Here is a 12,700-nt window from a genome sequence, read left to right on the forward strand (position 1 = left end):
TATTAGGTAGTTGTTTTTAAGAGAGAGTATGATAAATCTAGGAGGAGTATGTATGCGCAGAAGAATATGTATGTTACTTATGATAACAGCATTAGTCTGGCCGAGTGCAGCATTGGCTGCAGAATATATGGTGAATATAAATGTTGTACGTCAAGAAGATGGTACTACATGTGGTGAACTCTGGTATAACAATCAGATTGTCTGGCGACTGGCTATTTTAGGTGATGGTGCTAAGCCGGTATCGGCATTTCCTAATGCAAGGACGACATTTATAGCCCCGGATTTGGTAGATGGATTATTTGTGATAAAAGTGGAGTAACAGCAGTGTTGGCACTTGGGGTATAAGACCACGAGTGCCAAAAGCTTTTTTTGCATAAATATAGAGAATCTGCTAGAATTATATGGAACTAACTATATACATGATGGCTAGAAAGACGTTTTGGAGGGGAATTTGCATGTTACAGCAGGATATTCGAGTGCGATTTGCACCAAGCCCAACGGGTCCTTTTCATATTGGAGGCGCTCGTTCGGCGTTGTTTAATTGGTTATTGGCAAAAAAGTATAATGGCAAATTTATTATGCGGATTGAAGATACGGATTTAGAACGCTCTACAAAAGAATCAGAAGAAAATATTAAAGATGCACTGAAATGGTTGGGAATCACCTGGGATGAAGGTACTGATGTAGGCGGAGAATATGGACCTTATCGTCAAACTGAACGTTTGGATACATATCGCACTTATACAAAACAATTATTAAATGAGGGTAGAGCGTATCATTGTTATTGTAGTGAGGCAGAGCTGGATGAGGAACGTCAGCTGCAATCGGATAAGGGAGAGACTCCTCATTATGGCGGCAAATGCCTGCATCTTACACAAGAAGAGAAGGATAATTTCATCGCCCAAGGTCGTAAGCCTACAGTACGTTTTCATGTACAAGAAAATAAGCAGATTATCTTTAAGGATATGGTGCGGGATACGGTGAGCTTTGATTCAAATGGTGTGGGGGACTTTGTGATTGTGAAATCAGATGGTATTCCCGTATATAATTATGCCGTTGTGATTGATGATGCGTTAATGAAAATTACCCATGTAATTCGTGGAGAAGAACATTTATCGAATACACCTAGGCAAATCGTATTATACGAAGCCCTCGGTTTTACACCACCGACATTTGGTCATATATCGCTGATCTTAGGTGCGGATCGTACGAAAATGAGTAAACGTCATGGTGCTACTTCTGTTGAGAAATATCGCAATTTAGGCTACTTACCAGAAGCGATTGTAAACTTTTTGGCTCTTTTAGGCTGGTCGCCTGGTGGGGAAAAAGAATTTTTCTCATTAGAAGAATTAATTGAAGAATTTTCTATGGACCGAGTAGCAAAAAATCCTGCAGTTTTTGATGTGGATAAATTAAATTTTATTAGTGCTCAATATATTAAGAAAGCCACTCCAGAAGTAATTACAGAACTTGCTTTGCCTCATCTGAGACAAGCTGGGTATATTGGTGAGGAGTTATCTGCCAAAGATCGAGAATGGCTGACGCAAGTTGTGGCTTTATTGCAAGAGTATATTAGTTATGCAGCAGAAATTGTGAATCATATAGATCTTTTCTTTACGGAAAAAGTTGAATTTGAAAATGAGGAAGCTGCTGAGGTTTTACGCGACGAAGATGTTCCTGCTGTTATCAAGAGCTTTTGTGAAAAATTACAAGGGCTAGACGTTGTAGATGCTCCTAGTGTTAAGGCTCTTTTGAAAAGTATTACAAAAGAATTAAAATTAGGCGGTAAAAAGGTCTTTATGCCTCTGCGGGTTGTAGTAACGGGTAAAATGCATGGTCCGGATTTAGATAAAGTTATTGCTTTAATTGGCAGAGAAAAAATCTTGAGCAGAATAACTAGTACATTAGCTAAAATCTAATTGACACACCTACCCTCTCTTAGTATAATTTCATAATAAGATAAAATGAAGAGTAAGCACAACTTGAGTAGTTATCGCTTTATGGGGTAACCAAGTCAGGTGATACTGCATACATATATAAGAAAAATGTAATGACTGGGAAAAGTAAGTGTAAATCTGCCTTCCAGAGAAGTAACGCCACCGGCTGAGAGCGGTACTAGGAAAGAGACGCCCAAAATGCACCCACGAACAAGTTGGCTGAATGTATAGTAGGTCAATTCGGTAGCAACCGTTATTGTGCATCTAAGAGGCATTTTGGTGCCTAAGCAGAGTGGAACCACGGACCACTGTCTCTGTACGAGATAGTGGTCTTTTTTTGTTGATATTTTATCCGATGACTAAACCGCTCTAAGACTCCCATCTCTTACAAGTGGGAGTTAAGAGCGGCTAAGTCCTAAGGATAAGTGCGACTAAGATTCAGATGGAGTTAAAACTCCATCTGAATCAAGTCTTCTTTATATTAAGAGGGGGGAACATCTTATGTTTGCACGGTTACAAAAGGATATTAGGGTGGTATTTGAACGTGATCCGGCTGCAAGAAGTGTGTGGGAGGTATTATTATGTTATCCTGGACTTCATGCGATTTGGTTGCATCGCATTGGGCATTATTTTTATAAGCGAGGGTGGGTTGTTTTTCCTCGTATGATCTCTAATATAGCGCGATTTATAACAGGGATCGAAATTCACCCTGGCGCTACTATTGGAGAAGGATTATTTATTGATCATGGTACGGGTATTGTTATTGGGGAAACGGCGGAAGTGGGGGAGAATGTCACATTATACCAGGGAGTAACTTTGGGGGGGACGGGTAAAGAAAAAGGCAAACGCCATCCTACAATTGGGAATAATGTGGTAGTTGCCAGTGGTGCAAAAGTATTAGGATCCTTTACAGTAGGAGATAATTCTAAAATTGGTGCAGGTTCCGTTGTTTTAAAGACAGTACCTCCTAATTCCACCGTGGTAGGTATTCCAGGGCAAATTGTGTGGCATAATGGTAAAAAGATAAATGGTGTTGAGATTATTGACTTAGAACATGATGATTTACCAGATCCAGTGCAGGAAATGCTGCAGTGTTTGCAGCATCATATGTTTAAAATGGAAGAACGAATCAATCTTTTAGAAGAGGAGCTAAGGAAAAATGGCATTAAAAGTATATAATACGATGACTAGGCAAAAAGAAGAGTTCATACCTCATGAGGCTGGCAAAGTTAAGATGTACGTCTGTGGGGTAACGCCTTATAATCATCCGCATATTGGGAATGCCAGACCTTTTATTACTTGGGATGTAATTAAACGCTATCTTGAGCACTGTAGATACGAAGTCTTTCATGTGCAAAACTTTACAGATGTTGATGATAAAATTATTAAAGCCGCCAATAACGAAGGTGTGACTTGGGATGTGATTGCTAACCGTTATATTGCCTCTTATTTTGAAGTAATGGATAAATTAAACATTCGTCGGGCTGATATATATCCAACGGTATCCGATCATATGACAGAAATTATTAACATTGTTGAAGGTTTAGTAGCAAAAGGCTATGCTTATATTGTTGACGGTGACGTATTTTACAGTGTGGAAAAATTTAATGACTATGGGAAATTGAGCGGTCGAGACATTGAAGATATGAAAGCTGGCGCCAGAGTGGATGTAGATGAGCGCAAACACCATCCTATGGACTTTGCCTTATGGAAAAGTGCTAAGCCTGGTGAGCCAGCCTGGGAGAGCCCTTGGGGAAAGGGGCGACCAGGTTGGCACATTGAATGTACGGCAATGTCTCTAAAATATTTGGGAAATAGTTTTGATTTTCATGGCGGTGGCAGTGATTTGATTTTTCCTCACCATGAGAATGAAATTGCCCAGTCGGAAGCCTTTGTGGAAGAAGGTCAGCCTTTCGTCCGCTATTGGCTTCATAATGGCTTTATTACCGTAAATGAAGAAAAGATGAGTAAGTCGTTAGGAAATTTCTTTTTAGTAAAAGATATTTTAGAGCATTACTCTCCGGAAGTATTACGCTTTTTTGTTCTGTCTACACATTATCGCAGCCCTCTTGATTTTAGTGATGAGCGTTTATCAGAAGCGCAGCGTAGTTTAGAGAGATTACGTACTGCTGTGGAAAATGTGCTGCAATTGGAAAAACTGCCAGATGCTGCAAATGAAAATAAAGCTGATGAATTGGTAAAAGTGACAAAGCAGGCAGAAGAAGACTTCTGTAAAGCTATGGATGATGATTTTAATACGGCGTTAGCCATTAGTGTAATGTTTGGCTTAGCCAAGGAAATTAATGTATATTATAATGGTGTGATTGCTGGAAAAGTACAGCACACTACTGAAGGCTATATTGTTCTTCGCCAAACTTATTTTATGATGGCGAATATTATAGGAATATTTGTGCAGGAACAGACGGGTAAGGTGGATGACAGTCAAGAGTTGGTAGAGCAATTAATGGATATTATCATTGAGATTCGGCAACATGCTAGGCAGAATAAGGATTGGACGGTAGCCGATAAAGTTCGTGATAGCCTAGGGGCAGTGGGAATTATTTTAGAAGATTCTTCTCAAGGCGTTAGGTGGAAAAAACGATGAAATTTGATCAGTTCCAATTTTTGCTGAATAATGTCTTTCAAGAAAACGAGGGGGAAGGACCTCCCCCTATAAAATATAAAAATGTACCTGTGGAGCGTTTACACCCTTTGGTCCTTGCTTATGTGGGTGATGCATATTTTACGCTCTATGTGCGTACAACATTGCTGGCTTACGAGCAAAATAAAGTACGGGTGTTACATACCCTCGACTCTAAAATCGTATCAGCCACCATGCAGGCGGTAGCGTATCAGTCCTTGGAAAATCAGCTAACTGAGCAGGAAATGAGCATTGTCAAACGAGGACGGAACGCGAAATCAACAGTTCCCAAAAGTGCTACTGTTGCCGAATATCGTAATAGTACAGGTTTTGAGGCGTTGTTAGGTTATTTATATTTAGGAAAAAATTACGAGCGTTTGTCAGAACTTGTGGAAAAAGCATTTGCTGTTATTTCCCGGGAAATGACAAAGGCTGCCAAGAATAGTGAGGAAAAGAAATGAAAGTAAAATTGATATCTCATACTCCTGAGCCAGAACGAATGGTAGCAATGTCTGCAAGACTTTGCTATTCACCAGTTGGGGCAGAGGAATTAGTGGAAAATATGTCGAATACCCAGGTGGAGAAATTGGTAAGTAAGATTGTCGAAATGGAACATCTATCCACATTAGAACATGTAAGTTTTACCTTTGCAATTGAAGGCGTATCCCGGGTGCTAACTCATCAGCTGGTTCGTCATCGTATAGCCTCTTATTCGCAGCAATCTCAGCGTTATGTTAGTGAACATGATTTTGAATATATTATGCCTCCTGCTATAGCAGCTAATGAACTTGCTAAAGCAAAGTTTGAAAAATTGATGGGGACGATTCAAAGTACATATAATGAATTGGTAGAATTAGGGGTTCACAAGGAAGATGCAAGATATTGTCTAGCTAATGCTGCGGAAACTAAAATTGTAGTAACGATGAATGCTAGAACCTTATTGCATTTTTTTGAATTGCGCTGTTGCGCACGAGCACAATGGGAAATTAGAAGTTTAGCAGAACTTATGCTCAAGGAAGTAAAAAAAATTGCTCCCCTTCTTTTTAAGAAAGCAGGACCAACTTGTATAACCAGCAATTACTGTGGTGAAGGTGAGCTAACTTGTGGTCGCTTAGCAGCTATGCAAGGGAGTGCTAAAAAATAGTTTGAAAAATGAAATGAACCACAAAGACACAATACCGCTGCCGCGGTACACAAAGGAAGTAACAGATCTACCCCTTTGTGTTCTTTTTGCGTCTTTGTGGTTCATTTTGTATCTATTCTTGACGATTGCCATGTGGATAGAGTATGTAAGCAGGATTTTTTGCTCCCATGGTGTAATTTAGTTATGAGAAAATGATCGGTACACATACCTAGCAGCAAAAAAGGGAAAAATAGATGTCGTTAAATGATAAATGGAAGGGGATATATAATGGCTGAATCAGAAGAGTTTATTATGGGGCGTAATAGTGTGATGGAGGCCTTAAAAAGTCGTCGTCCGATCAATAAAATATTCGTAGCAAAAGGAGAAAGACAAGGGTCGATTCGTGAAGTGATTGCCTTGGCTCGTGAGAGGCGGCTTATCATACAAGAGGTAGAAATGAACAAGTTAGATGGGATGACAGACGGACAAAAGCATCAGGGAATCGTAGCTAGCATACCACCAGTAGCCTATGCTGAACTGGATGATATTTTAGCCAAAGCGACAGCACCAGACCAAACGCCTTTTCTTGTACTATTGGATGAATTAGAAGATCCTCATAATGTTGGAGCTATTTTACGTACATCTGATGCCGCAGGCGTACATGGTGTATTGATGCCAAAAAGGCGCAGCTGTCCTTTATCAAGTACTGTGGCTAAAACCTCGGCTGGTGCAGTAGAATATGTACCAGTAGCCAGAATTGGCAATGTTTCGCAAACCTTGGAAGAATTAAAAAAAGCAGGAATGTGGATTGTCGGGGCAGATATGGATGGAGAAAAAAATTACTATGAAGCAGACTTGACAGGACCCATTGTTGTCGTTGTAGGCAATGAGGGCAAGGGGATGGGACGTTTGACCAAAGAACATTGTGATTTTGTAGTCCGAATTCCCATGCATGGTAAAATAAGTTCTTTGAACGCCTCCGTTGCCTGTTCCTTACTTTTATATGAGGTTGTCAGACAGCGGGAGATGAAAAATAAGTGAAGAAAACGTGGTTAGGAATGACCGCGCTGGGGATTTTGGTCATAGTTCTTATCCTTTTCTCTTGGTATCCTAAGGTATATAAAGGTGTAATACTAGAAGGCGTGGATATTGGCGGATATAGTCGGGAAGAGGTAGTTCAATTATTGTCATCATGGCAAACTCAGTATCATAAGAAATCAATTGTAGTGCAGTATGGTGATATAAAATCAAATGTAGATGCTGACAATATTGACTTGGGCATTGATGCGGATGCTACATTGGATCAAGTTTGGAATTATGGACGGCGTGGTTCTTGGTGGGAAAGAGTACAAAATATTAAGAATGGCTGGGAAAAGGGCTATCCTATCCTTCTAACCATCAAGTATAATGAAGTCAAGCTAGAAAGTCTAATCCAGCAATGGAAAGATGCGATTGATCGTCCGCCTCGTAATGCGGTTATTAATTTGTGGACCGGGACAATTGTTCCTCATGAACTAGGATATGCTTTGGATCGTGATGCTTTGCGTCCACTGATTCTAGATGCATTCAAAACATCGAATCGCGCTGAGATAACCTTGCCAGTGAAAGTAATCCACCCGAAAGTAACTATGGAAGATATTACAAATGCAGGCATGAAGGAAATCTTGAGCAGTTATACGACAACTTTTAATAGTGGAGACGCCAACCGTACAGACAATATCAAATTAGCTGCTTTGAACACCAATGGAACCATCGTATATCCTGGAAAGATTTTTTCTTTTAACGAAATAGTAGGACCACGAGAAAAAGAGTATGGATTCAAAGAAGCTTTAGAAATTGTAGATGGTGAATTTGTTCCAGGCATTGGCGGAGGAATATGTCAAGTTTCTTCTACGCTGTATAATGCTGTTCTTTTAGCAAATTTAAAAATTGTTGAAAGATCCAATCATTCGAAGCCTCTTAGCTATGTACCCTTAGGTCGGGATGCTACAGTTGCATATGGTGCACTGGATTTTCAGTTTATGAATAATACTAAAGAGCCCTTATTGATTCTGGCAGAGGTAGAGGATAATAAATTGGTAGTTGGAATTTTGGGGCCGCATCCTTTAGTGGAAAAGGTAGAAATTCAGCATGAGAGTCAGAAAACGATTCCGCCAATAATTGTCAAGAAAGAGGATGATAATTTATATTTGGGGGAAACACTGGTAGAGCAAGAAGGAAGACCGGGTTATGCATTAACAACTCTCAGAGTCGTATGGTCAAAGGGACGGCAGATTTCCAAAGAAGTATTGTCAAAAGATGTATATCTGGGAGAGGATACGATAGTCAAAGTAGGTAAGAAGATGCCTCCTACGGTTGACAAGACTGATAAGAAGCAAAAATCGAAATAACCATATGGACTAGTAAATACATTTAGAATGCAGTTTAGGCAGAGGCTATGGGAGATTTTTATGAAAAACATTCTATTGGTTGATGGGTATAATGTAATTCATGCTTGGCCGGAATTGAGTGCTCGCAAAGATAATTTGGAAGACGCTCGGGATAAATTAATTGATATGATGGCCAGTTATGGTGCCTTTCAAGATTTGGCTGTTACGATTATTTTTGATGCAAATGCAGTAAGCGGCGCTGCAGTATTTGAGAATCTTGTTGGACAAGTATCCGTCATCTATACGCAAGAGGGCGAAACTGCCGATAGTCATATCGAAAGAATGGCATATGATATGGTGCGGCAGCGAAAGCTGGTGTATGTGGTTACCTCTGATTGGGTGGAACAAATGGTTATATTAGGAGCTGGAGCATATCGCATTTCTGCCAGGGAACTTTTACAAGATGTGAAGAAAGTGAATAAGCTAATCAAAGATGGTTTTAGTGAGTCACAGCTTACCTACAGACGGCATGAATTAGAGAGTCGCTTAAATAGTGATGTGGTTCAACGTTTACATGAACTACGTAAACGGGTGTAGTTGGACAAGTTAAGCTTGACGAAATAGAGAGCTGTGAGGTATAATTTGCTTTGAAGTGGCATGTACACATAACTTAGAGCACTAATCCTTTAGTGCATTTTCTTTTTGTGAATGTGTGGCAATTTGAAAGTGGGGGCGATGCGATGCGTTTTAATACTCAATGCGATTTGTATGGCTCATTTGAAAATATGAGTGACGAAGAAATTGTGCTTGATGCAAAAGAAAGTGATAATACAATCGCACTCGACTACTTGATTAACAAGTATCGCAATTTCGTTCGGGCGAAAGCTAGGTCATATTTTTTGATTGGCGCTGACCGCGAAGATATTATCCAAGAAGGAATGATTGGATTATATAAGGCTATTCGTGATTTTCGTACTGATAAGCTTTCTTCTTTTCGCGCTTTTGCTGAACTCTGTGTGACGCGCCAGATCATTACGGCGATTAAAACAGCTACCAGACAAAAGCATATACCTTTGAATTCATATGTATCTTTAAATAAACCGATTTACGATGAAGATTCAGATAGAACGTTGTTAGATGTATTATCAGGTTCTAAAATATCCGATCCTGAGGAATTGGTCATTAGTAGAGAAGAATTTATTGATATTGAAGAAAAAATGGGAGAGATCTTAAGCGATCTTGAGTGGAAAGTACTCATGGCTTATCTTGATGGAAAATCCTATCAGGAAATAGCTGTAGAATTGGATCGTCATGTCAAGTCAATTGATAATGCTCTTCAACGCGTAAAACGTAAATTGGAGAGATACTTGGATAACCGTGGAGATGACAGTGATATTCAAGATATGTACAAGGGTCTTGCGGGATTTGGCAAAGAAACCCAAGGATTGAGTGGTTATGGTGATAAAAACAATGATTGAAATCTATAAGAAAAACTTAGCCTAAAGCTTTGTTTTTCTATTTTTATGGAATACACAAGCTTGTTTCATTCTGCACATAAAAATGAAATATTCTTTGTGACCTGATAGATTTGGCCTAGGCCAAATCTTTTTTTATGTGCAAAAAAAATTATATCGTGAACCGCAAAGGTCGCGATTAAAATTGTTTTACTTTTTGAAAAGGAATTTTATTACAGATGTAGAAAACTAAAAAGTGAGAAAATTAAGAAAAATATACCCAATGAATTTTGTAGAGATAGGAGGAATCCTATGAATGCATGAATAGGATGAATACTTTACTTAATCTAGACATAAAGTTCTAAAGGTAAAAATAATAATTACGAATTTATGGAGGGACAGTACAGTATGTTAGAAACAAAAAAAACGATAGCAATTTTGTGTGGTGGTGGTCCGGCACCTGGCATGAATAGTGTAATTAGTGCAGTCACCATTGAAGCCATAAAAAATGGATGGAATGTGATGGGAATCTATGAAGGTTACACTCATTTGTGTAATGGGGAGAAACATGTAGTGCCCTTAACCATAGACATGGTTAGCCGGATACATCTTGATGGCGGCAGCATATTAGGAACAGCCAGAGCCAATCCGACTAAGAGTGAAGCTCATTTGCGAAATGTAGTAAATACATTAATTGAAATGGGTGTTACCCATTTAGTAACGATTGGGGGGGATGATACTGCATATTCAGCTTGTAAGGTAGCGGAATATGCCAGGAGGGTGCTGGAGATTGATCTTCTGGTAGTGCATGTACCTAAAACGATTGACAATGATTTACCGCTGCCAGAGGGGATTCCTACTTTTGGTTTTGAAACAGCCCGGGCGTTAGGGAGTCAGCTGGTTACGAATTTAATGGAAGATGCGAAAACTACAAATCGCTGGTATTTTGCCATAGCCATGGGGCGCACAGCCGGACATCTATCCTTAGGCATCGGGAAGAGTTCAGGTGCTACACTGACGATTATTCCAGAAGAATTTGGGGATAAAACCATTCGATTGCAGATGCTGGTTGATATTTTAGTTGGTTCCATTATTAAACGACTGGCAGGGAAACGCAATTATGGCGTGGCTGTTATTGCTGAAGGATTAGTGGAGAAAATAGCAGTGGAAGATCTAAAGGAGCTGGATTGTACATGTTTTGATGAACATGGACATATTCGCTATACAGAGTTGAATTTCCCTGAGTTGCTAAAACAGGCAGTTGTGAAAAATCTTGCCGATTTAGGGCTGAAAATGACCATTGTTGGTAAAGAAATCGGTTATGAATTGCGTTGTGCTTCTCCTAATGCATTTGATATCGAATATACGCGCGATTTGGGGTTTGCTGCCTTTGAATTCTTAAAGAATAATGGGACAGATGCTCTTATTACCATTCAAAATAATAAAATTGTACCGATTCCTTTTGAGGGAATACTGGATATGAGAACAAAGAAAACTCAGGTTCGTATGGTAAATGTACAATCTGTTCAATACCGAATTGCTCGAGAATATATGATTCGCTTGGAAAAGGATGATTTATACTCTCAAGCAGATTTGAAAAAAATGGCATTGACAATTAATGTAGATCCTGATGATTTTGTGAAGCGATTTGCATATTTGTTAGATTAATTGTAAAGAATGGAGATAAGCAAGGGAAGGGATTTATTTTAGATCCCTTTCCTTTTTGTGCTTGATAGTAGAATTTATAAGCTTAGGGGAACGTTGAACACAGAGGTTTTTAACCCTATTTATCTTTTCTCAGTGTTCTTGTGTGCCTCTTTGGTTCGATTCGTTTTATATGTTTTAGAAGGATGCTTAGCGTTTTTCTTGTAAGACATAGAAGTATAAGTTTTTAGGTGCGAAAAAGATGAGATTTTATGAACCACAAAGGCACAATGCCGCTAACGCGGCACACAAAGGAGTGCACGAAAAAATAAATAAAACCCCTTTGTGTCCTTTGCGTCTTTGTGGTTCCATTCGCTTTATCGATTTTTTAAAGGACGCGTAGCGTTTTTCTTGTGCTTTTAGAAACCTTTTTTAACAAAAAGGGTGTGCTTTACATTAATTTTGCGATATAATAACATTTATGGTTATTTTAATAAATAAGGATGTGGTGGAATGAATGAAAATTTAATTGCTGTGATAATTGGTATTGTGGAAGGTGTGACAGAGTATCTGCCCGTTTCTTCTACTGGACATATGATTTTAGCAGGAAGTATGTTGGGGTTTGAAGGAGAAAAGGCTAGTGTTTTTGAAGTATTTATTCAGTTAGGTGCTATTTTATCGGTACTTTTCTTATATCAAGAGAAATTTTCTCGTATGTTAAAACCGCAACAGTTAAATATTTTTGGCAATGGATTGTCCATTAAACATGTTTTGGCTGGTGTTATTCCAGTTATGGGCATTGCATACTTATTACATAAGCCAATTAAAGAATATCTGTTTTCGCCTTTTACGGTTATTATTGGCTTAGTTGTAGGAGGCATCTTTATGTTAGTTGCTGAGAAAGTAGCAAAGCGCCCTGTAACTACGGATGTTGATAAAATAACATTGCAGCAAGCTTTCTTTGTAGGGCTGTTTCAAGTGCTAGCTCTATGGCCTGGTTTTTCTCGTTCAGGTTCTACTATTTCTGGAGGACTTCTTCTGGGGTTAAGCCGTAGTGCTGCTGCTGAATTTTCCTTTATTATCGCTGTTCCTCTTATGGCAGTAGCCTGTATATATGATTTATTAAAAGTTTGGGATAAGTTGAACATAGCTGATGTACAAATGTTTTCCATTGGATTTGCAGTTGCTTTTGTTGTAGCCTACATATCAATCATTTGGTTTATTAAATTTCTAAATAAGTCTACCTTGGCTTCTTTTGCCTACTATCGCTTTATAGTAGCTGCCATATCCTATTATTATTTTTTCTTGTAAAGCGGCAATGGTGACAATTGGATTGCCTCTCTACAAGAAAAAACATTGACAGGAGAATGAAAATGTAATATATTATTTAAGCAGCAGTTGACAGGTGGAAAAAACATAGAAAAACACTATTTACAAAAGATAAAAAGTGTGATATAATTTAATCTTGTCAAAGGAAATGCTGGAATAGCTCAACTGGTAGAGCACCTCACTTGTAATGAGGATGTTGCGGG

At 38.9% G+C, this 12,700-nt stretch carries 12 protein-coding genes and 1 other annotated feature; all 12 genes read left to right on the forward strand.

Annotated features, from left to right (window positions below; translation table 11 throughout):
• Positions 1-52 precede the first annotated feature (52 nt).
• The 12 genes from LMF89_RS21665 (at position 53) to LMF89_RS21720 (ending at position 12,479) form a co-directional block, all read left to right on the forward strand.
• Positions 53-319 carry a hypothetical protein gene (locus LMF89_RS21665; RefSeq protein WP_007957344.1) on the forward strand — a complete coding sequence of 89 codons (267 nt, stop codon included), beginning with the start codon at positions 53-55 and terminating at the stop codon, positions 317-319.
• Between the two features lie 136 nt (positions 320-455).
• Complete coding sequence (gene gltX, locus LMF89_RS21670) at positions 456-1,919, forward strand: glutamate--tRNA ligase (RefSeq protein WP_229536905.1); 1,464 nt, start codon at positions 456-458, stop codon at positions 1,917-1,919.
• A 122-nt stretch (positions 1,920-2,041) separates the two neighbouring features.
• Positions 2,042-2,256 (forward strand) — a binding site (T-box leader).
• A gap of 182 nt (positions 2,257-2,438) precedes the next feature.
• A complete protein-coding gene (cysE, locus tag LMF89_RS21675) occupies positions 2,439-3,116 on the forward strand; it encodes a serine O-acetyltransferase (protein WP_229536906.1) in 678 nt (225 codons plus the stop codon).
• On the forward strand, positions 3,097-4,542 hold the full coding sequence (cysS, locus tag LMF89_RS21680; protein WP_229536907.1) for a cysteine--tRNA ligase: 1,446 nt from the start codon (positions 3,097-3,099) through the stop codon (positions 4,540-4,542). Before cysE ends, cysS begins: the two co-directional genes overlap by 20 nt.
• Complete coding sequence (locus LMF89_RS21685) at positions 4,539-5,039, forward strand: Mini-ribonuclease 3 (RefSeq protein WP_007957336.1); 501 nt, start codon at positions 4,539-4,541, stop codon at positions 5,037-5,039. The genes cysS and LMF89_RS21685 overlap by 4 nt, the downstream gene beginning before the upstream one ends.
• Positions 5,036-5,722, forward strand: a complete 687-nt coding sequence (gene thyX / locus LMF89_RS21690) for an FAD-dependent thymidylate synthase (RefSeq protein WP_007957334.1) — start codon at positions 5,036-5,038, stop codon at positions 5,720-5,722. Before LMF89_RS21685 ends, thyX begins: the two co-directional genes overlap by 4 nt.
• A gap of 267 nt (positions 5,723-5,989) precedes the next feature.
• The gene (rlmB, locus tag LMF89_RS21695) at positions 5,990-6,742 is read left to right on the forward strand and encodes a 23S rRNA (guanosine(2251)-2'-O)-methyltransferase RlmB (RefSeq protein ID WP_229536908.1); all 753 of its coding nucleotides are present in this window, start codon (positions 5,990-5,992) and stop codon (positions 6,740-6,742) included.
• Positions 6,739-8,091, forward strand: coding sequence for a VanW family protein (locus tag LMF89_RS21700; protein ID WP_229536909.1), 1,353 nt, complete (start codon positions 6,739-6,741; stop codon positions 8,089-8,091). Before rlmB ends, LMF89_RS21700 begins: the two co-directional genes overlap by 4 nt.
• A gap of 60 nt (positions 8,092-8,151) precedes the next feature.
• On the forward strand, positions 8,152-8,667 hold the full coding sequence (locus LMF89_RS21705; RefSeq protein ID WP_007957319.1) for an NYN domain-containing protein: 516 nt from the start codon (positions 8,152-8,154) through the stop codon (positions 8,665-8,667).
• Positions 8,668-8,810: 143 nt separating this feature from the next.
• On the forward strand, positions 8,811-9,548 hold the full coding sequence (sigH, locus tag LMF89_RS21710) for an RNA polymerase sporulation sigma factor SigH (RefSeq protein ID WP_229536910.1): 738 nt from the start codon (positions 8,811-8,813) through the stop codon (positions 9,546-9,548).
• Between the two features lie 384 nt (positions 9,549-9,932).
• The gene (gene pfp / locus LMF89_RS21715; RefSeq protein WP_007957316.1) at positions 9,933-11,192 is read left to right on the forward strand and encodes a diphosphate--fructose-6-phosphate 1-phosphotransferase; all 1,260 of its coding nucleotides are present in this window, start codon (positions 9,933-9,935) and stop codon (positions 11,190-11,192) included.
• A gap of 489 nt (positions 11,193-11,681) precedes the next feature.
• Positions 11,682-12,479, forward strand: coding sequence for an undecaprenyl-diphosphate phosphatase (locus tag LMF89_RS21720; protein ID WP_229536911.1), 798 nt, complete (start codon positions 11,682-11,684; stop codon positions 12,477-12,479).
• Positions 12,480-12,700 lie beyond the last annotated feature (221 nt).

Source organism: Pelosinus baikalensis, from assembly GCF_020819555.1.
Lineage (GTDB): Bacteria > Bacillota > Negativicutes > DSM-13327 > DSM-13327 > Pelosinus > Pelosinus baikalensis.

Bases quoted from the DNA above. Each gene is read 5' to 3' on its own strand.
- LMF89_RS21720 (WP_229536911.1), top strand. From the start codon at position 11,682: ATGAATGAAAATTTAATTGCTGTGATAATTGGTATTGTGGAAGGTGTG.
- LMF89_RS21665 (WP_007957344.1), top strand. From the start codon at position 53: ATGCGCAGAAGAATATGTATGTTACTTATGATAACAGCATTAGTCTGG.
- pfp (WP_007957316.1), top strand. From the start codon at position 9,933: ATGTTAGAAACAAAAAAAACGATAGCAATTTTGTGTGGTGGTGGTCCG.
- LMF89_RS21685 (WP_007957336.1), top strand. From the start codon at position 4,539: ATGAAATTTGATCAGTTCCAATTTTTGCTGAATAATGTCTTTCAAGAA.
- gltX (WP_229536905.1), top strand. From the start codon at position 456: ATGTTACAGCAGGATATTCGAGTGCGATTTGCACCAAGCCCAACGGGT.
- rlmB (WP_229536908.1), top strand. From the start codon at position 5,990: ATGGCTGAATCAGAAGAGTTTATTATGGGGCGTAATAGTGTGATGGAG.
- thyX (WP_007957334.1), top strand. From the start codon at position 5,036: ATGAAAGTAAAATTGATATCTCATACTCCTGAGCCAGAACGAATGGTA.
- cysS (WP_229536907.1), top strand. From the start codon at position 3,097: ATGGCATTAAAAGTATATAATACGATGACTAGGCAAAAAGAAGAGTTC.
- LMF89_RS21705 (WP_007957319.1), top strand. From the start codon at position 8,152: ATGAAAAACATTCTATTGGTTGATGGGTATAATGTAATTCATGCTTGG.
- cysE (WP_229536906.1), top strand. From the start codon at position 2,439: ATGTTTGCACGGTTACAAAAGGATATTAGGGTGGTATTTGAACGTGAT.
- sigH (WP_229536910.1), top strand. From the start codon at position 8,811: ATGCGTTTTAATACTCAATGCGATTTGTATGGCTCATTTGAAAATATG.